Source organism: Pseudoclavibacter sp. AY1F1 (genome assembly GCF_002931075.1).
Taxonomy (GTDB): domain Bacteria; phylum Actinomycetota; class Actinomycetes; order Actinomycetales; family Microbacteriaceae; genus Pseudoclavibacter.
The window spans coordinates 26,717-46,099 of sequence record NZ_PSTQ01000006.1; the positions used below are offsets into that span (position 1 = coordinate 26,717).

Genomic DNA, 19,383 nt, shown 5'->3' on the forward strand with positions numbered 1-19,383 from the left:
TCACTTCTGGACCTCGTCGACTGCCTCGTGGGCGGGTGGCGCCTCGGCAGCTGCGACGCGTCGGTTGTGGGCGATGAGCACGCAGAGCGCAGGTACGGCGATGGCCACCACTGGGACGACGCCAGCGATCCACGGGGCGATACCAGCGGCTCTCCACAACAGATTGATGCCGCCCATGATCGCGAAGACCATGACAAGGCGGGGGAGGAACCACCACTTCGGCAAACGGGGTGGGTTACCGAGCCATGGGATCTTCTCGTCGGGGTTAGCTCTCGATTGGCGAACGACGTCGACGAGAGACGCCGCTCCGGCGAACACCAGGAGCAGAAGAGCCCAGAAGAGTTCCATGCGCTCCACACGAACATGCCACTCTGGGCGGTGCCTCAGAGAGCACCGCGACCCGTCCTCCGCGTCCTATCGCCGTGCGTCACGGACAGGACCTGCCATGATCGGACTTGCGGCCTTGCACTTCCTGGCCGCTGAGCCTCTGGAGAAGTCTCTGCCGACGGGCCGGGAGCTCGCATCCCCGTGCTCGTGCAGGATGGGACGCATGAGACCCGGCCACTACGACGCGTTCGCCTCCGACTACGCGACCGACAACGAGCGCAACCTTGTGAACAGCTTCTACGAGCGGCCGGCCATGCTCGAGCTTCTCGGAGACGTGCTGGGAGAGCAGGTGCTCGATGCGGGTTGCGGGGCGGGTCCACTGGCGGCGGAGCTCACGTCTCGTGGCGCGACCGTCGCGGGCTTCGACGCGAGCTCGGAAATGATCGCGATCGCTCGGCGCAGGCTCGGCGACGCTGCCGACCTGCAAGTGGCTCAACTTGGGAGACAGCTTCCGTACCCTGACGGATGCTTTGACCGCGTGGCTGCGTCGCTGGTGCTCCACTACCTCGAAGACTGGGGCCCCGCCCTGACCGAGCTCCGCCGCGTGCTGAAGCCCGGCGGACGGTTGGTCGTCTCCGTGCATCACCCGATCATCTACCGCCTGATGTTCCCCGAACGCGACTACTTCGCGACTGGGCAGTGGACCTCGACCTCGACGTTCAACGGAACCGAGGCCGAGCTGACGTACTGGCACCGGCCCCTCCACGCGATGACCGATGCCTTCGCCGAGACTGGCTTCAGCACTGTGACGGTCGCCGAGCCGCCGTTCGCGGCGGATACGCCGACGGAGCTCATCCCGCCGCATCTTGTTGACCGGACAGCGTTCCTGAGCTTCATCTTCTTCGTACTGGAGCGGTAGGCGAGGCGCGATTCAGCGTTCGTCTAGCGAGTGATCGCTCATGAGCTCAACCGCGCATTCGCGCGTTGGACCCCTCGGCGGATTTCCTCCGCCGAGCGTCCTTCGACGAGCGAGAACGCGAGGGGTTGAAGGATATGAGTCGCGGCGATAATCCGGGCGCGGCGCAGTTCGTCGGCGCTCGCGAACGCGGTGACGCTCTCCCAGCCGTGCCAGCTCGCGAGCGAGGCGATGTCGTCCGCAGTGTCGTGCGCGGTCGCGAGGTCCCAGTCCAGGACGCCCGAAACGCGGCCGTCGTGCCAGAGCACGTTGGCCCCCGCGAGATCACCGTGAGTGAGCGCCGGCACCACAACGTCCAGTTGCGCGAGCGCATCGACACGACGGCGAGCCTCGTCTCGGACGCTGGTGAGCAAGAGCGGGATGACGTCTCGGTGCATTCGCTCGTGCCACGAGTCTCCACCCATGAATGCTCGGGGAGCGGCGAGATTGGGCGCGATGCCTGCTATCGGCACGGTCTTGATCGCCTCGAGAAGACCGGCCATTGCAGACGGGTTGCCGCTCCCCGGATCGTGCGGGGAGCCATGAATGCGAGCCTGCACGATCGCCGTCACACCGTTCACCTCAACCGCAGGGCCTAAGGATCGTGGGACAGCGAAAGGGAGCTGGGGCAGTGCATCGATGAGGCGCTGCGCCCGTCGACTCTCGGCCGCCGCCCGACTGGAGCGTGCGACGCGAACGGCCGAGTCGGATGTGAGGAGGACGACATTCGAGGAGCCGTGTTCGACCATGGTCCATGATGTTGGATCCGATTCTCGACCGGCTGCTTCGAGAGCGGCACTCGCGGCGGCGCAGATGGCCGCCGCCGCCTGAGCGGCATAGGCGGTGTCGAACATACCCTCACGCTGCTGTTCTGAGCCCGGCTACCTACTGCAGCCCGCGCCGCTTCAGCAGCGGCTCGATGGGAGCCGGCCCGCCGAGGAGGTCGCTCACGAGCGACATCGCGTCGCGGGAGCCGCCCGGCTCGAGGATGCTCCTGCGGAACTGCTCGCCAGCGGCGCGGAGGCCGCCGTCGAGCTCCGCCTGCTCCGCGAACCAGTCGACCGTGGCCGCGTCGAGCACCTCGCTCCAGATGTAGCCGTAGTAGCCGCGCGTGCGCAGGGTGCGTCGTGGCGCGTCAGCGGAGCCGCGCCCGAATGCTCGCGATCCCTGCAAACAAGGGGAACTCGTAGTACGGCGGGGAGCAGCTCGATAGCTGGGTTCGAGCACGTAGCGCGTCGGTAGCGCGTCAGAGCCCTTCGTAGCGCGTCATCGACGGGTCACAGCTGCTGCGGATTCCACGTCGGACATTCACTTTGAGACAACGAAAGCCCTCCTGCTTAGTAGCAGGAGGGCTTGGTGGTTGGGTCTTTCGTCGAGTCAGTCGCGAGGGCGTTGGTAGAGCGCAGCAGCGAGGCGCTTCTTGCGTTCCGCTAGGGCATCGGCGTAGCGGTTCCGGGTGAAGTCGCTGTCCGTGTGCCCCATGATCTCGGAGACGGCAACGTCGTCCGCTCCGGCGTCCAGCATGTGCGTCGCTGCCGTGTGGCGTGCGGTGTACCGCGTGGGCACGAGGTCGAGTCCGGCCGCAGCGCCGATGCGTTTCCAGAGTGCTCGGTCTGAATCGTGCGGGTGCGCGATGTAGTGGTGATCCGGGTGCGGAAACAGCCAGTTGGTCGGGAGCGTCAACTTCTTGTCTGTGTCGGTTCCAGCGAGACCGGCCTCGACGGAACGATCCAGCCCTTCGCGGAGTGAGGCGACGTAGGCGAGCTGGTCTGGACTCAGCGGGTTCGCTGCCCGGTGCTCGACAAGCGCGGTCAGATGAGTAAGGAGGAGCGACCCCGCCTCCGAGTCGCGGGGGATCGGGATAACCCGGCGACCGGCACGGGTCTTCGGCGCGTCTTGGCGAACCCAAAGCGTCTCGGTGAACGCGTTGCCTGCCAGTCGGACGAGGGTTGCGCGGACGTTCAGCTCGATCCAGTCGGGCGTCACGGCGACATCATCAAGCGTCAGACCCAGCACTTCTGCCGGGCGCAGTCCGTAGTGAAGCGCGATAGCCCAGCGAGCAGCGGCTCTGGAGGAGTATTCCTCGGCAGCTCGCAGCACCTTCTCGACCTCGGGCCTCGTCATCGACTCGATGTGCTGTGAGACGCCACGGCGAACAATCTTGACGGCCGTCGTCGGGTTCGTCTCCAGCCCGAAGGTGCCGGTGCCGAGCGCGTAGGCCGCCGAGTTCCGCGCGATGCTCAGCACCATGTTCTTCGTGTTCAGTTTCGCCATGGTGCCGCGCTTGGTCACGAGCGCGTTGACCCAGGTCGTGATTTCAGCCGTCGTTGTGTCGGCGATGGATTTCCACCACCAGCGCGACTTCGACAAGATGCCCGTCACTAGCTTCCGGTGGCCCTGCACGGTCGTCACGGTGTGCGAACTGGAAGTGATCCAACCCTCGAAAGCCGCATCCCATGTCCGTGCAGCCGCCGCAGCTCGTTCGGTTGTTTCCAGAGCGACTGTTTCCGCTCGCGCGGCAGCTTCCTTCGCTTCCGCCGCCGCCTTGACGTGTGCATCGAGCTTCGTCTGGACCTCGCCTTTGGTCACACCCCGCGCGTGGAGACGCTTTCCGTCGATGGTGATGGAACCGCGAAAGCCCGACTTCTTGTCGCCCTTGATCGACCCGTGGGCGGAACTCTCCCGGGGCACTATCCGGCCTGGGCGATCTCGCGCTGGCGACTAATTTTGAGCAGGTCGTCGCGATGGATGCGCCACCGGGCTTTCGTGCCGGTGCCGATGTCGACAGCAGGAAGCCGACCCGCTTCGATGAGGCGGCGGATCGTTCCGGGGCTGCACGCCACTTCGAGAGCGGCATCCTGAACGGTGATGTACGTGCGATTTCGGGTTGGTTTGGGAGTCATGGTGCCCCTCCTTCCGTGATTTTTACGGGGCATGTGTAGTACGAGGGGTGGTAGAGAAGCCCGGAATTGTCGCCTTGCGGGCAGTATGCGGTGCGATTTACTCGTACAGTGATGTCATGCCATTCGGTGATATCGCCTTCATTCCGCTCCCGATGAAGCGGCTACAGCAGCTCGTGACTGACCTCTACTTCGACAAGGAACAGCGGGCAAGGCGAGCGCGCATCGCAGCCAGGGCTTACGGAGGTGAGTCGAGGGCTGACCACCGTCGCCGGACGAACCCCGCGACTCCATCCCTGGACAAGCTCGCCGCATGCATCGAGCTACGCGCCCTGCTCGACGAGGTCGAGCACCACCACGCGTTGGAAGCTCGGCGGCTCGGCGCATCGTGGGCGCAGCTCGGCCTCGCGTCCGGCCTTGCGCGCTCGTCAGCGAAATCGAGGTACGACCACACGTCAGTCGAGGCGCGTCGGGCGAGCTTCAAGTCGAAGAAGGTCGCTGTCGACAGCTGATCGCAAGTCCCCGGGGAATCGAGCTTGACCGCCGTCCGGCGATACTCGACTGCAAGACCGGGTGAGATGAAGGGGCAGCGATAATGCGTTCACTGGATGATCTTCGGGGAGCGGTGCGATCTCGCGCCGTCAGGGAACAATTCGACGAAGTTATTCGCACCTACTCGTCGGGCGCATACAGAACCGCGACCATTGCGCTCTGGATCACTGTGGTCCAGGACTTGCTCGGGAAGATTCGTGAACTCGCCGATGACGGAGACAAGGCTGCGCTGTCCCTCATCGCTGACATCGACGGCCACCGGAGCAAGGCTGAGGTCAGGAAGTTGCTGGACGTAGAGGGAGGCATCCTGGATCGTGCTCTCTCCGATTTCGAGCTGATCGAACCAGCGGAGCATGAGCAGCTCAACCGTCTTCGCACCGATAGAAACGTGTGCGCGCATCCCTCATTCCAGTCGGACGAGGAGGCATCGCCGAGCATCACGGAAGAACAGGTGCGGGCCTACATGGTGGTGGTCGTGGACAGCGTGTTGTCTCAGCCTCCTATCGTCGGCAAGGCTCTGGTCGAGCGATACATCGACGACACCAAGGGGCAGTCGTGGCCAGACGCGGACCCTGCTCCCTACGTTCGGACGAGGTACTTCTCACGCGCCCGGGTGAAGACCCAGCGTCAAATTCTGCAACTCGCTGTGAAGGCCTCGATAGCGCCACCTGAAGGGGACAACCTTGTCGCCGGACGCAACATTTGCACCCTGCGCGCAGCTTCCGCATTTGACGAGGGAGCTTTGCACGACGCCGTTTCCGAGGTTCTTGCTAAGCAACGAGACACTATGGACGACCACAAACTGCGGCGCATGATCGGCGCAGTTGGCTGGTTGCCGCGAACGTGGGACGTGGTTGGGGGAGATGTGATCGCGAAGTGCTCGACGCTCCTCAAGGCTTCCGACACATCGGCACTCGTGGAGGACAAGGCGTTCGCCTCTGGACCTCCTGCTCATCCCGAACTTGCCAGGCACTACACGGATGCGTTGAAGAGAGTGCCGCTGCCGTCACTAGTTGACATGAGCGGGCGGACTCTGTTCGAGCGCAGGCAATTCATCCCGCTTCTCCTGGCTCAAATCGAGGGGGCGCAGGATTGGGCAACGGGCGGATACGCCATGGGTGGAATCGCGCAGTTGGCGGATCAGCTCACCCCGGAGGAGATGCGCGCCGTCGCTCGCATCTTCATCGAGAACGGCGAAGTTCATTCCTCGTTCTCAACTCCTCTCGCGCTGCTAACCATTGTCCGCAGGACGCGCGATGTGCCCGGGGCTCGTGATGTGTGGACTGACATGGTGGAGAACTACCGCACTTACTTCGAGAAGACCGGTCTGGGTCCGTACCGAACGAGTCTCTATGCAGAGCTGGAGGCCGAACTTGGCGTCGAAGAGACGACGCCAAGGGTGTTCGGCAACGTAGACCAGGACGAGTAGTTCCTGCGTGCAGCGCGGGCGTCCAATTCCGACTCATACGTCAGGGTTCGATCTCCCGTCGCCTGCTGAGCGCCGCCGTCGGTACGCCGCGCCGGACGGTGTCGGCCAGTGCGTCGCGGAGGCGAGGGTCATCGGCCCGCCATCGAGGTGCTGCGCCGGGAGTGCAGACCTCGTAGATCCGGCCGTCGTCGTGGAGCACTAGCCGGTAGCTGCTTGTCTCGGGGTCGAGCACCGCCAGGAGCTGGAGACGAGCTTGCCTGGGCCAGAGAATCTGGATGTCGACGCCCGCGACGAGCGTGGTCGCGATCAGGGCGGCGAGGCCGTCGAGCGGCGGTCTGCTCGCTCTGAGTACGAGCGGCGGGAGCGGGCTGCAACCACAGTCGTCGTCGGTCATCAGAAGCTCCAGCCGGTGAGTGGATCGTCGAATCGCTCGGGCGGCTTGCGCTCTGTTGCAAGGTGGTCGACCTCGCGCGCGCTGCCTTGGATCAGGCGCAAGATTCGCAGGCCGGGCGGGAGGGTTCGAGTCTTGCAAGCTTGGGACAGCAGCTGCGGCAGACGGTCGTCGTCGGCTGCCCAGGCGGGGTCGCCCTCGGGCGTGCGGACGGTCCAGCGGGCCTCGACGAGCTTGGCCTGCCTGGTCGGTGTGATCGCCTCGAACAGCACGCGGAAGCCCGCCTTGATCGGCGAGGCGATGATCTGGTCCTTGCCGGGCTGGCCGAGGATGTTGGTGTTCGGGCCGTCGGCAAAGCAGATGTGGATGACGTGCCGCTCCTCCAGCGCGAAGGCCAGGTCGTCGGCGTCCTGGCCGGGCCAGTAAACGTCGCCGTCGGAGTCCATCGCAAAGCACTCGACATGCTCGTCCGGAGACACCGTCACCTCGGCTCCTCCGCAGAGACAGGCGCGGAGTAGAGGGTGCTGGGGATCGAGGTGAGGCGGCGCAGATAGAGCGGCAGGCTGCCGCTGTCGTGCGCGCGGAGCACCAGCCCAGCCAGCTCTTCACCGACCAGCCACCGCCGCGTGCGCGGGCGCGGCCCGTCGACGCGCCAGCTCCCGGTTGCTGTTCGCATGCTGCCGACGACGATGGTTGTTGCCATGAAGACGAGGTCGGCCTCCGGCTCTCGCGGGTGCGGGATCGCGCGGAGTTCCTCGCCGGTCGGGTAGACGACGTGGGTCGCTTGCTTCTGCTGGAGTGCCTGGAGGACGAGGGGGCGATTCGGGCGCAGAAACGTTGCAGGGCGCACGGGGTTCCCCGCAGCAGAGTCGGTGATCCGGAGAATTGGCTTGTCCACGAGTGCAGTATGCGGGGCGTCGTTTTCGTCTACGGGGCTCCACCAGATCCAGTTAGTTGCGAGTTACGCATGCGCAGGGAGAGTCGACCGGTTGCCTAGTGCTGTCTGGGGAAAGCTCTAGAAGAGAGTTGACGCACCTGAATCGAGAGTGGCTGTGCGGGCCTGCACATACGGCGGCAGAATGGGCGGCATCTCCGGACGTTTGCCCGCGAGCAGCTCAGTGGTTGTGATGATCTGCAATCGGGGGTACTTCTGGCCATTCGCTGGATGCACGAACGTGCCGCCGTGGTTCACGACATCAAGCATCCCTCGGGTGGCTTCATGCTGCACGATGAGCAGGCCCATCTCCGCCTTCTGCGCCGTGACAGTCCCTTCGAGGTCGCGCACCATCGCAGGGTTAAGGTGCTTCCCCCCTTTGACTGAGACGAGCACGCGTCCAAGGTTCTTGACCGTTCCGTCAAGCATGAATCGAGCGACGCCGTCAACTCCGCGATCTCCGACCTGCTTTTCGTTCGGTTGCGCGTTGATCTGGGAGACTGCCCATCGCTCGAAGTCGAAGGGGTTTTGGTCGAACAGGGCCTGCGCGCCGCCAGCGTCGCGCGGAATTCCCGCGATGTCGATGGTGTCGAGTACGTTCTTGCCGTGCGTGTGGACTAGGCGCTTCACGATGAGGTCGATGGCAATGTACGTGATGTCGATGCCGATCCACGGCCGTCCGAGCTGCTGTGCAGCATCCACAGTCGTGCCGCACCCACAAAATGGGTCCAGGACGATGTCGCCAGGCTTGGTGGCCAAACGGAGTATCCGTTCGAGGAGCGCCAGAGGTTTCTGAGTCGGGTAACCGAGACGTTCTGCCGCCTGAGAGTTCAGTGGAGGGATGTCCATCCATACGTCCGCAAAGGGCTTCCCACGAAGTTCGTCGAGATAACGCTTGCGCTGAGGCACGGACCCAGGCTTCGTCTGAACGACGATTCCGTCAGCGATGGCCTGCTCCATGCGGTCACGGCTCCACCTCCAGCGACGAGTGACACCCATGACTTCGTACGTCAGATTGGGCCGAGGATCACTCGGACCCGTGAGATCGGCGAGACGATAACGCCGACCGTCCTCATCGAAGTGCGAATACTTCTTCAGTGTGTTCGCGTCGAGATCGTTTTCGTCGTATGGGGTGAATGCCTCATCCGAGTTCCAAGTCGTCTTGTCCGTCTTCCCGTAGACGAGGATCACGTCATGGTTCGCCGCTAGCTTTCGAGTCTGGTACCCCTTCGAGGTGGTTCGCTGCCAGATCAGTTCGTTTCGGAACGATCGAGGATCGAAGATCGCATCCAACAGAATCTTGAGGTAGTGCGACATTGTGGGGTCACAGTGCAGCCAAAGCGAACCCGTGTCCTTCAAAACGCGGTGGAGTTGGACGAGTCTGGGAGCCATGTTCACCAGATAGGCCAGGGCGTCATTCTCGCCTACGAGGGTCCGAAAGGCTGTCAGAGCCTCGGCGACCCGGACAGGAAGTCCACCGCCGACGTACTCGTCATACTGCTCTCCAGTGGAGTGTGTCCACGCCCAGGTGTCCTCGAACGCCTGAATCTGCGCACCTGCGCTGTGCTCCGATTCGCCGTGACGGGCGAAGATGACGTTGTAGTTGCGCGCGGAGTTGAACGGAGGGTCGAGGTAGACCAGCGCGACCGATGAGTCCGGCAGCGAACGAAGCACATCGAGGTTGTCGCCGTAGTACAGCCGATTCTTCTCCATGCACTGAAACTACCGGCTCCACGCCGTGCCGCTCGACAGGCGCGGGAAGGCTTGAACGACTCAGCGGCGGTGTTGTGCGCTCGGGGTGTCCGTAGATGGATTTCCGACCTGCTTCCGAAACGCTTGGCCCGGTGGCGCATACGTCGACACCACACCTCGGTGCCTACCTCGTGTGGCTGCATCTTTTGGGTATGGTCACACAATGGTTGAGACCGTTCTGAATCCCCGCCCTCATCCGCGCGTGCTCATCTGCGTTTCGGACTCGGCGCTGGCGGGAAGGCTCCAGTTCTTCGACGAATACAACGGGACAGTCGACTATGTCGGCATTCTCACCCTGTCTTACCTGGGCGAGTATGACCTGGTTGTCGTAGACCAGCCTCTCGCATCGTTCGACGTAGTCGAGTGGGATCGCCTGGTCGACGTTGGCCCCAACGTCATCTACCTTCAGCCGACGGACGGTCAGCTCCAAGACTCGTTCGATTACTTGGTGGATGACGAGGACTATGAACCGGACGGATACCTCCATTCGCTTCAGATGGTTCCGGGCAGGGAAGTCAGCATGCCGAGTGGGTTGCCGGACGAGCTGCAACGTCTGGTCAAGTCGGACCTCGCCGGAGCAGTCGATGCTAGGCAGTTCCAGTTCGGGATCCGTTCAGACCCCCGGCCCTCGAATGGCTCGCTGTCCGAAACGGTCCGTCCCTTCTTGATTGGCCCTGATGGGCTGATTCTGGCTGGCGAGTACCAGCGCGCCACCGGCGTGTACGTTTGGGTGCTCCCAGCTGATCTGCCGGACTTCAGGCCATGGATTGACGTTGCTTTCTCTGAGTGGAGCAAACTATCCGCGACCCGATTCCCAGCCAAGCCGAACTGGATCAAGTCGGAGGAATGGCGCACCAGAGACGAAGCGGATGCGGCGGCAGCGATAGTCGCCTTGGACCGCGCGTTCGAGGAGGCGACATTGGTCCACCAGGCCGAACGGGTGGGTCTCCTGGAAAAACTGGCGCATGCGGAACGACTAGGAGCAGGCGGAGAGCGCCGACTCATCTCTGCGCAAGGCAGCGATCTCGAAGATGCAGTCTCGGACGCGCTGCTCGCGCTGGGCTTCACCGTTCGCAACATGGATGAGACGTGGCCGGTGGACGCGCGTCGCGAGGATTTCCGAGTGACTCGGGCGGAGGAGTCGGACTGGCTTGCCATCGTCGAGGTCACCGGAACTACTCGCGGCGTAAAAGACGAGAAAATCAACTCGCTGCGTGACCACGCCGAGGACTATATGGCGGAGGAGAAACCAGATACCCCGCCAAGCAAGTGGTTGGTGGTGAATCGCGAGATCAAGAGAGACCCCAACACGAGGGGCTCATTCGTGCGCGAAGATCGCTTGCGAACGACATCTAAGAATGGGGTACTAATCCTGGACTCCGTGGCGGTTTTCAAGCTTGTGCGGTTCGTCCAGACCAATCCACACCGGTCGAGAGATGTCCGGGACTACCTCCGCTCTTCCACGGGCGGTATCGAGATGCGAACTGCCCAGGCGTGGATCGCTGAGCAGACTCAGATTGAGATTGGAGCCGACGACTAGGGCAGCAGGCTCAGGTCGCACGCTAGGCAGGCGGCGTGTCCAGCAGTGGTGAGGTCCGCCAGATGAAGGCAGCTCGGGCACTTTGGCCAAGAGAGGTACTCGGTGTCGTCTGCGCTGACGATGTTCGTGTTCACGATGTGATTCTGCACGAACGGTGTGCCGGGCGAGGCATCGCTGTACATGTTGTGGATAAGTGCGCCGGGGCCGTGGGAGGCGTGGGACCGGTAGCCGTCGACTATGCGGCGTCGAGTGGTGCAGGCCGGGTCGCTTCGAGCGCGGCGAGACGGCCGGGCTGGAAGCCGCTCCAGTGGTCGACGCTGCCTGTGTCGGGGTGCTCGACGTAAACGACAGGGGCCTGGGCGTAGTCGAGCTTCTTGACGAAGGCGAGGGCTTCGGTGTCGGTGCTCACGTCGACGATCTCGTAGGGGATGCCCGCTCGGTCGAGGGCTCGGTAGGTAGCCTTGCACTGCACGCAGCTCGGCTTGCTGAAGACGGTGACGATGGGGATGCTCGTGTCGGGGATACCGACGGGGGATGGATTGCTGTTCATGCTGCTCTTCCTTCTGTTGGTTGGTGCGGGGTCTAGCGGGCAGGGCCAAGGTCGAAGAACACCGCACGCCGCTCGACCTCGGAGGAGTAGACGGGCTCGTGAGAGGCCGCGAGGGCGACCACCATGCCACCCGGTCGGCTCGCGACCACGGAGTTCAAGTCCGTCTCGGTGATGTCGTCGAGGACGGGGATGCGTTCGACCGGGATGCTTCTCATGGCGGCCATCGTCCAAGACGAGGCATGGACGATGGCTTCGAGGCCGAGTACGTACCGCACGGATTCGAGAACGAGAGTCTTGCCGGTTCCCTGAGCGCCACGCAGGACGATGATCGAGGCGATCTCGCCCGTGCGAAGCCCGCGAAGCAAAGCTTGGAAGCGCTCCGCCTGGTCCTTGTTGAGGCCTGATCGCTTCAGCGCGAGTCTGATCGGGAGCGGCGGGTTCTGCGCAAGACGTGCTCGCTGGGTGGAGGTTGCTGCGGTCATGATGTTTCTTCCTTCTTGTTGGGGTGGCGCGGCCGACGGGCCGCTTTCACGAGTTGAGCCACGCGGGTGAGTCCGATCCCGGCCTGCTTCGCGGCTTCGCGGTAGGACAAGCCGTTCGCGACCGCGCTGACGACAGCGAGATCGCGCTCGCGAACCGAGGCCCGGTAGGAGGCCTCCGCAGAGACGACCGCTTCGGACGCATCGGCGAGGGATGAGATGGACATGGGTTTCCTTTCCTTCAGGCAGTTGGCTGGGCGACAACCACAGGTGGTGCATCGACGGGGCGGATCGCCCTGACAGGCTTAGCGACCGAACCAGCGTCAGGGAGGCTGTCCGCTGGTAGGTCGATACCGACAGCGGCTAGCGGAAAGACCATTCCGCGAGGGCGACCGGTTTCGGCTCCAACGAAGGCCGTGGGCACCTTGGTGCTAACGCCGTCCGGGGTGGCGTTGGCGACTGCGAGTTCGACGAGGCGTGGCGCTGCGTGCTCAGGAGACACGTTGCTGCCCATCAGCTGGAGGAGATTCCGCAGGTGGCCAGCGGAGATCGCGATGTGGCGACCGTCACCGACGATTCGAGCCAGTGGCTTCGCCCGCCCTGGGGGCCGGGGTGCGTCGATCCCGCTTTCGGTGTAGCCGAGCAGGTGAGCAGCGACGGGGAAGCGACTCAACCAAGGTCCGAGTCCCGGTCCCACGTCGATGTAGCCGTTTCCACTGCCGCAGGCCTCGCCGATGGTAGACATGACCTTTGCTGAGAGGGTTGTCTCAGCCATGTCGGCAGCGTCAGATTCGAGCAGACCTTTGAGAATCCGCTGCCACAACGTTTCGTCCAGGCGAGGGCAATCCTCGATGGGCGTCTCGGGGTTCCAGAGGAAGACTTCGAGCGACGCTCGGACGGCGGCGTACTTCGCCATCGCTCGCCCTTCACGGACGATGCTCGCCAGTGCGCGGTCGCGCAGGAACGTGAAGCGTGTGCTCAGAGCGTAGACACCGCCTTCCTGCGACGCGATTGCTGCGTAAGCCGCGATCTGCGTCCAGTAGATGACGGGTGCGATCTCGCCGAATCGGGCGCGGAAGCTATCAAGAGCAGCCTTGGAAACGGTGCTCGATGGCAGGAAGCGCTCCTGCGAATCTTTTTCTGCGTGAACCGGGACATGGATAACTCGGTTGCGGCGCGACTGCTTGAAATTCGCGTATTCACCCGTGATCGCGGCCGTGCCGGTGTAGCGCAGGTCTTTTCGCGCGCCTCCTCCGCTAGCCCCGCGTGCGATTGGCTTGCGACCGAACTGCACGGTAACCAGTGTTTCCACACCGGCGGCGGCGGTCTCCGCCTTATTCGTTCCCCGAGTCGAGACATTCACGTCGGGCTGGTTCAGGTCGTCCGCGATGGCAGGCAGGTGCCCTCTCGCGTTCATACGCGTGAGGACTCCCGGACCGGTTACATCGGAAAGATCGACGGCGATGTGACCCGAGGGAGCCCCTCCGAGCACACACGAAAACGTTTGCGAGAGCAGGTATGTCTTGCCGTTTTCCGTCACGCCACTGAAGAACGCAGCTGGTGTCTCCGGGGTGTATCCGGCGGCAGCCGGTGCAGAGAACATCACGAAGCCCATCAGTGCCGCGACGTGAATCTCGTTGGGAGTGATCTTCAGCAAGGCTTCGAGCAGTTGCGGCTTCGTGGCCAGCACCTCCGCCTTCGAGAACTTGGTCGAGAGGCTCGGCGGCATCATCGGAGCGTCGAGGTCGGGGGGAGTCGCCCGGTAGGACTCGTCGACGATCACCTTCGCGGGGTCCAGCTCGGGGCTCACCATGTAGAGCCCACCGATGGGGGTCGCGAAGTGGAAGCCACCGTCTGGTCGCCGCTGGTAGCCGGTCGTCGCAGACTCGTTCTTGATCGGGGCGAATCGCCCGAGCTGCTGGACGAGGCGAGCGAAGGCCAGCTGGTCGTTCTTGTCGAGGGCTTCGATGTCGAGCCCCTCTTCGGTGCCGAGCGCGACGAGTTCGTCGTGACGACCGAGCTGCTTGGCCGTCAGCTGCGAGGAAAGTGCGCGCCGCTGAACGCCGGACTGTGTGAATACGAGCGCGGCGAGCTTGAGCTTGGTCGTCAACGTCTCAGCGTTGTGCAACGATCCATCAGCGCCTGCGTCAGAACCGCCACGGACGACCTCGGTCGAGTAGGGGATCGTTGAGCCGAGGAAGGTGTCTCCGTATGTCGGGGACACCAGCCAGGCTCCAGAGGGGCGTAGCTCGATCAGCTCCATCTCCCCAGGGCGCTGGACGACAACGATCGGCTCGAACGAGGCCACTCCGTGGTTCGCCTTGACGGCGTCTGCAATGCGGGCTGCGATTCGGTTTCCGGTAGCACCGAGATGCGCATACTCGTCGAGGTCGGCGGCCTTGCGAACCAGTTCGCTGATGCCGAGAAAGTCTTCTGCATCGGCGAGCGCCTCAATTGCATTCCATTCGGCGCTGCCGCTCCCGGCTGCCAGCAGGTAGGTCCGCAACTCGGTCTCAGACGCGAGCATGCCGCCCTTGTGCGCGAGGAGCTGTGCGAGCGAGTAGTCGGTTCCTTCGTTCCAGGGGACCGGAACCACCGAGTCCTCCGCGTCGCGAAGCTTCTTCAGTCCGGCGCCTTCGACCCCCGCGAGGTACGGAAGTCCGTCGGTGTCGTGGCCGAGCCTGCCCAGTTTGATGCGCTCATCGGTGGAGTCCTTCTTGGCGCTGTCTCGCTGCTGCACGACTCGGATGCTGGAGTCCGAGTGGTCGAGGTCAAGGTCGACGTTCGCGCGCTGATTCATGTCCTGGACCAGAACGCCTTCCAGCAGCCAGTCGAGGCGGGCGGTGTCAGGCCTGTCGACTCGGGCGGGGGAAGGGGAACCCTTGCCGAGTGTGCCGTGGCCGCGTAGCTTCTGCGCGTACTTATCGAAGGGAAGAGCGGTCTCGAAGAGGCGCTGCATGGGGGAGAGCGGGGTGGCTGAGGTCATGCTGCCTGTCCTTTCTGTGCTGATGGTGGTGTCGGTGTCGGTGTCGGTGTGCCTACGCGGCAATTCGGCCGATACCGTGCGACGCGGCCAGGTAGTCGTCGATGCCCGATCCGACAGTGTTCTTCGGTACTTGGATCACGCGAACGATGGCCCCGTGGTGACCAACCGCGACTGCGGTGGCTTGAACGGCGCGCGCGACAGCGGAGTTCTCAGTTGCGTCGCCGTCGAAAGCGAGGAAGACGTCCCGGCCTCGGAGAATTTGCGGGCAACGGTCGAGGATCGAGCCCAAGCGAAGAGACACGCAGCCAACGCCCCGACGTTCCGCTGGGATGCTGACGCCGGTGTACGCGATGACACCAACGTGCTCCATTCCCATTGCCGAGAGGATCGCGTCCCTCTTGACGAGTCCTTCGGTCAGAAGGAGTGGCTTGCCGGTGTCGAGCAGAGCCTCGCGGTTCAGAGGGTGGATGTACCCGTCGGGTGCTTGTCCGAGGGGCGAGATGAACTTGCCCTTGATGTTGTCGTTGAACTGAGCGGTGCGGAGGGTTCGGAGCTGGAGTCCGACGCACTCGATGACATCCGCCTTCTCGTCGAGCGTGAATCGCTTGATGCCAAGCGCGCCCGAGTGGCGAACGTCCTCGGGTGTGACGGGGTACCGAGCGTCCTTGGCAGTCGCGAATCCCCAGGTCAGCTCTCGGGCGTTGAACGGCACCCCGTTGTGGCGGGCAACGCCGAGTGGCGAGACAATGCCGTAGTGTCCTGCCGCCACGGACGGTGCGACGGTGCGGCTCGCAAGGTAGAAGGCCGCGCGGCGGAGATCGTCTGCACGGTCGTAGTAGTCAACATCGCGGTTGGTGGTCGCGGCCAGCTTCGCGGCAACGCCCTTGTCGCCGCGTGCTTCGGCTGCGAGGTCGTCGAAGAAGACGGCGGAGACGGCGTCAAGCTTCTCCTCCGACAGGCCGGAAGCGGCGAGGTCGTCGGCGGTCGGGGAAGGAACAGAGTTCGTCATCGCGTTCAACCGATCTTCTCGAACTGGATCGGGTGGCCGAGGTAGCTCTCCACATCCACGCGGATGGCCTTCACGCGAGTTCCCACGAGCCTGGTCCCGATGCCTTTGGCTTCCAGCTCGCCAGACAGCGCCATGTCCATCGCGCGCTGTCGAGACATGTTGAGGACCACGGCCAGCTCGGGGATGGATAGGAGGGCAGGCTTGGGCCTGGGCTTCCGTTTCTCTGGGGTGCGCGTTGGCTTCACCGGCTGCAATGGAATCTCCTCAGTTCGTCCGCTGGTTACTTATGGACTACTATACTACAACAACGTGAGTTGTTGGTGATTCTGGCGGTTTCGGTCTAAGGTCGCCCCATGACGACGAATGCTTTTCCGCGCGGCGAGCGTGAGCCGCTTCCAGCCTCAGTCCCCATCGAAGGCGCTGCTCTCAAGGCACTGCGCGCGTACGAGGGGAGCGCGCAGGCGGACCTGGCTGACCGACTAGGCATCTCTCAGCAGACGGTCGCGGTTTGGGAGCGGAAGGGTGTGCCCTACGCCAATCGTGACCGAGTGCGGAAGCTCCTCGGTGAAGCCGAGCTTGTCTGGGCTCAGCTACGGGCCGACGGTGAGCTGGGCGGAGATCTGTCGCCTGAGCAATTCGCGGCGCAGTTCTACTGGGCTGAGGTGGAGCCAAGGCCGCAGGTCTACCGTGTCCCGGCCTGGCCGTCCGACGAGGCGCAGGCGAAGTTGCTCGCGTCATTTAGCGAGATCGAGCTTCTTGATGAGCTTCGGCGGCGTGCGGATGCCCGCGGCACAACCCTGTAGTCGGTCGACTGCTGGTCAGGCTGGTCAATCGCTGGTCAATCCGTGCAGGTTCCTGAACTCGGATTTGCTGGGGTGACGAAACGCCGCTGGTCAGCGCTGGTCAGCTTTGTTCAGTGCCCTGCACTCGGCGTTGCTGGTGAGGACGGCTATGTGGATCGGATTTGACCAGGAAACGACGAACACATAGGGGTCCTCCACTACTACCCCCCCCCTACCTCCATATACCTGTCTCCCCCCAGTCGTGGGGGGGGGTAGTGACGCGAGACCTCTCTATATATCTATTTCTCTGGTCAAAAAGATAGATAGAAGGGCTTCTTGTCTGTCGAAGTGAGTTCAGGTGCCTGAACGAAATTGACCAGCGCTGACCAGCGGGATCTTGAGACACCATCTAGAACGAGTTCAGGTGGCTGTACGGATTGACCAGCGATTGACCAGTAGAAGGCCGATTTGACCAGCCGGGGGTACTGCGCATAGCTGACCAGGCATACTCAAAGGGATGAGCCAGGGGTGGCTATCGAACGAACCCCCGTCACTAGACGGGGGTTCGTTGCTGCCACCGCATACTCCGGTCACCAACCGACTGGAGACCCGAATGAACGACCAGCCACGCCCCGTCGAAGCCGTGCGCGAGTTCGCACGCACAGGCGACCGCCTCCACCTCGACTGGCTCAGCGCCATCGGCCTGAAGATCGTCCGCCACCGCAGCGGCACCCTCATCTTCGGCACCCTCAACGGAGAGCGGATCAGCGCCACTCGCCTCCAGCTCGTCGTCGGCTCGAACGCCTACCTGACCACCGACGGCCAGCTCATTTTCCAATCCGAACGCGACCCAATCAACGCCGAGACCAAGCTCCGCGAGGCGCTGCAACAGCGCGGCTACGTCGTCACGAACGACCACGACGCCGAGACCATCCACAGGTTCCCCGGCCCTGCCGCTCCTCGGTCGATCTGAGCCGATGTCGTACCCGGGCGCACAGCGACGCAGCAGCCTCCCGCGCCTCGTCGCCTTCACCTCACGTGAACCAGCGGCCAGCCGTCGCCCTGTCGGTCCAGCGTCTGCCCTCCGCCTTCTCCGCGCCGGGTGGCGAATCGCAGCCCAGTGGGCCGACTCGGATGGCAGCCTACGGCTGCTTCTGGCGATTCCGCATCCGCAGACGCAGGACGACATCGAGATGCTTCAGGCAGTGCTCGGCACCGACGAGTCCTTCCTCGAAGCCGAGCAGCGTGCGGAGCTGGTCCCTGGCGGCCGACGAACGGCCGAGCAAGCCATCGCCGAGCTGACCGCTGCCTGTGGAGTCGGCACCTCTGGCTGAACGCTGGTTATGCCGCCTGTAACAGGCAGTCCACGTCCTGCCCAGTTTTCGCGGCGAACGCGCCAGCCACAACGACCCATTCCGGGTCAGCTTCAGCGACTCCGACGGCGGATTCGGGGTCACCACCGCGCACCGAGCGCACACTCCGAGCGGCAGAGAGCCATGTCTCGGGGGAGATAGCAGAGCGAAGGGGGAGCCGATGGCGCGCAGTGCAGCACCGCAGGGCTCCACCCAACCTGCCGACGACGGCACCGGGTGGAGAGGGTCGATCACCCTCGGTGGACAGCGCCACCAGCGCCGGGGTCAGTCAGCCGCCGAGGTAGAGCGCAAGCTCGCCGGGCTCAGGATCGTCACGCAGCTCGACGCCGATCAAGCTGCCGCCGATGCCCTCGCCGAGCTGGCTTGGCAGGCCGCACTCGACAGCTATCTCGCGACTTCATCTCCAACTCCGGCGACGGCAGCGAGCTACCGCAAGATAGCCCGAGCCCACATCGAACACGCACCCTTCTGGTCACGCCCGGTTGCCGCCGCAACACCGGCCGAGATCGAGGCCTACGTCGCGACCCTCTCTCGCCGTGACGGGCACCAAGCCAGCCGAGCCACGCGCGAAGCCGTCCTTAGCCTCCTCCGCAGAGTTGGCGAGCACGCGGCCAACGTCGCCCACTTCGGCGTCAAGCGCAGCCCCGTCGCCGGTATCCGATTACCCGCGCCTCCGGCAGCAGCGCCAACGCCACAGCTCACTCCCGAGCAGGTCGACCAGCTCCTCGAAGCCGCAGGCGCGATCTCGACACGAGCCCGCGTCCGTTGGGGTCTCGCTCTCGAACTCGGCCTCCGCAGCAGCGAAGCCCTCGCCCTGACCGCGTCCGACATCGAGCAGGCAACGAAGACACTCCGGCTCCGAATCGCAGGCACGCTCGTTCGCCTCCCAGCATCGCCGCACCATCCGGCGGCCTGGGTTCGGCGGGAACTCGCGCAGCCCCGCACCTTCCCGATCCCACGCAGCTCCAACCTCGGCCATGCCATCGCGCAGCACCTTGGCGATCTCGCCGACCGTCGAGCCGCGACCACCCTCCCTCCGCGGCTCCTTGTGGAGCGCGCAGACCTTCTCGTCGGTATCGGACGCGGGGCAGCCGAACGCGGAGAAGCCGCCACCTACTCCCTGCCGAGCGACTGGCTCCTGCCTCGCCAGCGACGCCTGGACCTGCCGACCACCGAGGACAGCGACCGGCGCGCTTGGCATCGGCTTCTCACAGCAGTCGACCTCCCTGCGATGCCGAGGCGCGCGGCCCGTCGAGCTGCGGGAGCCCGGCTTCACCGGCTCGGCTGCGACCCTCTCGGCGTCGCCGCCGTTCTCGGCGAAGCCGGGGCAAGGGCGATGGCTCGACACCCAGACGAACTCACCCAGCGATCAGCAGCGGTGCTGCGCCTTGCGCTCCGCACGACAGAAACGAGATGACTATGAA

Annotated in this window: 23 protein-coding genes; 8 read left to right on the plus strand and 15 right to left on the minus strand. The window is 64.1% G+C overall.

All coding sequences use genetic code 11. From position 1 onward, the window contains the following. Complete coding sequence (locus C5B85_RS10690; RefSeq protein WP_104286025.1) at window positions 1-348, minus strand: hypothetical protein; 348 nt, start codon at window positions 346-348, stop codon at window positions 1-3. Between the two features lie 202 nt (window positions 349-550). Here C5B85_RS10690 and C5B85_RS10695 point away from each other — a divergent pair, with 202 nt between their 5' ends. Beyond that, window positions 551-1,246, plus strand: coding sequence for a class I SAM-dependent methyltransferase (locus tag C5B85_RS10695; protein WP_104286026.1), 696 nt, complete (start codon window positions 551-553; stop codon window positions 1,244-1,246). Between the two features lie 38 nt (window positions 1,247-1,284). On the opposite strand, the gene C5B85_RS10700 is transcribed toward C5B85_RS10695, so the two are convergent. The 4 genes from C5B85_RS10700 to C5B85_RS10715 form a co-directional block, all read right to left on the minus strand. Beyond that, window positions 1,285-2,136, minus strand: coding sequence for a phosphotransferase family protein (locus C5B85_RS10700; protein WP_104286027.1), 852 nt, complete (start codon window positions 2,134-2,136; stop codon window positions 1,285-1,287). Between the two features lie 31 nt (window positions 2,137-2,167). Next, entirely contained in the window at window positions 2,168-2,455 is a 288-nt protein-coding gene (locus C5B85_RS10705) for a M3 family metallopeptidase (protein WP_258070723.1), read from the minus strand. A 204-nt stretch (window positions 2,456-2,659) separates the two neighbouring features. After that, entirely contained in the window at window positions 2,660-3,973 is a 1,314-nt protein-coding gene (locus tag C5B85_RS10710) for a tyrosine-type recombinase/integrase (RefSeq protein WP_104286029.1), read from the minus strand. Beyond that, entirely contained in the window at window positions 3,973-4,185 is a 213-nt protein-coding gene (locus C5B85_RS10715) for a helix-turn-helix domain-containing protein (protein ID WP_181064389.1), read from the minus strand. Before C5B85_RS10715 ends, C5B85_RS10710 begins: the two co-directional genes overlap by 1 nt. A gap of 116 nt (window positions 4,186-4,301) precedes the next feature. Between C5B85_RS10715 and C5B85_RS10720 the strand changes: the two genes are divergently transcribed. Further along, the gene (locus C5B85_RS10720) at window positions 4,302-4,694 is read left to right on the plus strand and encodes a hypothetical protein (RefSeq protein ID WP_104286031.1); all 393 of its coding nucleotides are present in this window, start codon (window positions 4,302-4,304) and stop codon (window positions 4,692-4,694) included. 83 nt (window positions 4,695-4,777) lie between these two features. Continuing rightward, window positions 4,778-6,163, plus strand: a complete 1,386-nt coding sequence (locus C5B85_RS10725; RefSeq protein WP_146077930.1) for a cytochrome c — start codon at window positions 4,778-4,780, stop codon at window positions 6,161-6,163. A gap of 40 nt (window positions 6,164-6,203) precedes the next feature. Here C5B85_RS10725 and C5B85_RS10730 read toward each other — a convergent pair whose 3' ends face one another. From C5B85_RS10730 to C5B85_RS10745, 4 genes are all read right to left on the minus strand, one after another. After that, on the minus strand, window positions 6,204-6,557 hold the full coding sequence (locus C5B85_RS10730) for a hypothetical protein (protein WP_104286033.1): 354 nt from the start codon (window positions 6,555-6,557) through the stop codon (window positions 6,204-6,206). Then, entirely contained in the window at window positions 6,557-7,039 is a 483-nt protein-coding gene (locus C5B85_RS10735) for a hypothetical protein (RefSeq protein WP_104286034.1), read from the minus strand. Before C5B85_RS10735 ends, C5B85_RS10730 begins: the two co-directional genes overlap by 1 nt. After that, entirely contained in the window at window positions 7,036-7,452 is a 417-nt protein-coding gene (locus tag C5B85_RS10740; protein WP_104286035.1) for a hypothetical protein, read from the minus strand. Before C5B85_RS10740 ends, C5B85_RS10735 begins: the two co-directional genes overlap by 4 nt. A 117-nt stretch (window positions 7,453-7,569) precedes the next feature. Then, window positions 7,570-9,201, minus strand: coding sequence for a DNA methyltransferase (locus C5B85_RS10745; RefSeq protein ID WP_104286036.1), 1,632 nt, complete (start codon window positions 9,199-9,201; stop codon window positions 7,570-7,572). A gap of 202 nt (window positions 9,202-9,403) precedes the next feature. Between C5B85_RS10745 and C5B85_RS10750 the strand changes: the two genes are divergently transcribed. After that, window positions 9,404-10,780: a hypothetical protein gene (locus C5B85_RS10750; RefSeq protein ID WP_146077931.1), complete on the plus strand. Its 1,377-nt coding sequence runs from the start codon at window positions 9,404-9,406 to the stop codon at window positions 10,778-10,780. 235 nt (window positions 10,781-11,015) lie between these two features. Here the strand turns inward: C5B85_RS10750 and C5B85_RS10755 are convergent, their stop codons facing one another. Genes C5B85_RS10755 through C5B85_RS19195 form a run of 6 tightly spaced genes read right to left on the minus strand, consistent with a single transcriptional unit; the run spans window position 11,016 to window position 15,962 of the window. Continuing rightward, window positions 11,016-11,330: a glutaredoxin domain-containing protein gene (locus C5B85_RS10755; RefSeq protein ID WP_104286038.1), complete on the minus strand. Its 315-nt coding sequence runs from the start codon at window positions 11,328-11,330 to the stop codon at window positions 11,016-11,018. Between the two features lie 32 nt (window positions 11,331-11,362). Continuing rightward, on the minus strand, window positions 11,363-11,812 hold the full coding sequence (locus C5B85_RS10760; protein WP_104286039.1) for a hypothetical protein: 450 nt from the start codon (window positions 11,810-11,812) through the stop codon (window positions 11,363-11,365). Next, window positions 11,809-12,036 (minus strand): hypothetical protein, encoded by a 228-nt coding sequence (locus C5B85_RS10765; protein ID WP_104286040.1) that lies wholly within the window; start codon window positions 12,034-12,036, stop codon window positions 11,809-11,811. The genes C5B85_RS10760 and C5B85_RS10765 overlap by 4 nt, the downstream gene beginning before the upstream one ends. A gap of 14 nt (window positions 12,037-12,050) precedes the next feature. Continuing rightward, entirely contained in the window at window positions 12,051-14,795 is a 2,745-nt protein-coding gene (locus C5B85_RS10770) for a hypothetical protein (RefSeq protein ID WP_104286041.1), read from the minus strand. 52 nt (window positions 14,796-14,847) lie between these two features. Then, the gene (locus C5B85_RS10775) at window positions 14,848-15,804 is read right to left on the minus strand and encodes a DUF3854 domain-containing protein (protein WP_104286042.1); all 957 of its coding nucleotides are present in this window, start codon (window positions 15,802-15,804) and stop codon (window positions 14,848-14,850) included. Between the two features lie 5 nt (window positions 15,805-15,809). After that, window positions 15,810-15,962 carry a hypothetical protein gene (locus tag C5B85_RS19195; RefSeq protein WP_181064390.1) on the minus strand — a complete coding sequence of 51 codons (153 nt, stop codon included), beginning with the start codon at window positions 15,960-15,962 and terminating at the stop codon, window positions 15,810-15,812. A 195-nt stretch (window positions 15,963-16,157) separates the two neighbouring features. Here C5B85_RS19195 and C5B85_RS10785 point away from each other — a divergent pair, with 195 nt between their 5' ends. The 4 genes from C5B85_RS10785 to C5B85_RS10800 all read left to right on the plus strand — a co-directional run bounded on the left by C5B85_RS10785 (window position 16,158) and on the right by C5B85_RS10800 (window position 19,376). Then, complete coding sequence (locus C5B85_RS10785) at window positions 16,158-16,607, plus strand: helix-turn-helix domain-containing protein (RefSeq protein ID WP_104286044.1); 450 nt, start codon at window positions 16,158-16,160, stop codon at window positions 16,605-16,607. 592 nt (window positions 16,608-17,199) lie between these two features. Beyond that, the gene (locus C5B85_RS10790; RefSeq protein ID WP_104286045.1) at window positions 17,200-17,559 is read left to right on the plus strand and encodes a hypothetical protein; all 360 of its coding nucleotides are present in this window, start codon (window positions 17,200-17,202) and stop codon (window positions 17,557-17,559) included. A 4-nt stretch (window positions 17,560-17,563) separates the two neighbouring features. Then, window positions 17,564-17,920: a hypothetical protein gene (locus C5B85_RS10795; protein WP_104286046.1), complete on the plus strand. Its 357-nt coding sequence runs from the start codon at window positions 17,564-17,566 to the stop codon at window positions 17,918-17,920. 199 nt (window positions 17,921-18,119) lie between these two features. Then, window positions 18,120-19,376, plus strand: a complete 1,257-nt coding sequence (locus C5B85_RS10800; protein WP_104286047.1) for a tyrosine-type recombinase/integrase — start codon at window positions 18,120-18,122, stop codon at window positions 19,374-19,376. The last annotated feature ends 7 nt before the right edge of the window (window positions 19,377-19,383 follow it).

What these genes read in the sequence shown, in the direction of transcription:
- C5B85_RS10690 (WP_104286025.1), bottom strand. Translation starts at nt 348, where the DNA reads ATGGAACTCTTCTGGGCTCTTCTGCTCCTGGTGTTCGCCGGAGCGGCG.
- C5B85_RS10695 (WP_104286026.1), top strand. Translation starts at nt 551, where the DNA reads ATGAGACCCGGCCACTACGACGCGTTCGCCTCCGACTACGCGACCGAC.
- C5B85_RS10700 (WP_104286027.1), bottom strand. Translation starts at nt 2,136, where the DNA reads ATGTTCGACACCGCCTATGCCGCTCAGGCGGCGGCGGCCATCTGCGCC.
- C5B85_RS10715 (WP_181064389.1), bottom strand. Translation starts at nt 4,185, where the DNA reads ATGACTCCCAAACCAACCCGAAATCGCACGTACATCACCGTTCAGGAT.
- C5B85_RS10720 (WP_104286031.1), top strand. Translation starts at nt 4,302, where the DNA reads ATGCCATTCGGTGATATCGCCTTCATTCCGCTCCCGATGAAGCGGCTA.
- C5B85_RS10725 (WP_146077930.1), top strand. Translation starts at nt 4,778, where the DNA reads ATGCGTTCACTGGATGATCTTCGGGGAGCGGTGCGATCTCGCGCCGTC.
- C5B85_RS10730 (WP_104286033.1), bottom strand. Translation starts at nt 6,557, where the DNA reads ATGACCGACGACGACTGTGGTTGCAGCCCGCTCCCGCCGCTCGTACTC.
- C5B85_RS10745 (WP_104286036.1), bottom strand. Translation starts at nt 9,201, where the DNA reads ATGGAGAAGAATCGGCTGTACTACGGCGACAACCTCGATGTGCTTCGT.
- C5B85_RS10750 (WP_146077931.1), top strand. Translation starts at nt 9,404, where the DNA reads ATGGTTGAGACCGTTCTGAATCCCCGCCCTCATCCGCGCGTGCTCATC.
- C5B85_RS10755 (WP_104286038.1), bottom strand. Translation starts at nt 11,330, where the DNA reads ATGAACAGCAATCCATCCCCCGTCGGTATCCCCGACACGAGCATCCCC.
- C5B85_RS10760 (WP_104286039.1), bottom strand. Translation starts at nt 11,812, where the DNA reads ATGACCGCAGCAACCTCCACCCAGCGAGCACGTCTTGCGCAGAACCCG.
- C5B85_RS10765 (WP_104286040.1), bottom strand. Translation starts at nt 12,036, where the DNA reads ATGTCCATCTCATCCCTCGCCGATGCGTCCGAAGCGGTCGTCTCTGCG.
- C5B85_RS10770 (WP_104286041.1), bottom strand. Translation starts at nt 14,795, where the DNA reads ATGACCTCAGCCACCCCGCTCTCCCCCATGCAGCGCCTCTTCGAGACC.
- C5B85_RS10775 (WP_104286042.1), bottom strand. Translation starts at nt 15,804, where the DNA reads ATGACGAACTCTGTTCCTTCCCCGACCGCCGACGACCTCGCCGCTTCC.
- C5B85_RS19195 (WP_181064390.1), bottom strand. Translation starts at nt 15,962, where the DNA reads ATGTCTCGACAGCGCGCGATGGACATGGCGCTGTCTGGCGAGCTGGAA.
- C5B85_RS10785 (WP_104286044.1), top strand. Translation starts at nt 16,158, where the DNA reads ATGACGACGAATGCTTTTCCGCGCGGCGAGCGTGAGCCGCTTCCAGCC.
- C5B85_RS10790 (WP_104286045.1), top strand. Translation starts at nt 17,200, where the DNA reads ATGAACGACCAGCCACGCCCCGTCGAAGCCGTGCGCGAGTTCGCACGC.
- C5B85_RS10795 (WP_104286046.1), top strand. Translation starts at nt 17,564, where the DNA reads ATGTCGTACCCGGGCGCACAGCGACGCAGCAGCCTCCCGCGCCTCGTC.
- C5B85_RS10800 (WP_104286047.1), top strand. Translation starts at nt 18,120, where the DNA reads ATGGCGCGCAGTGCAGCACCGCAGGGCTCCACCCAACCTGCCGACGAC.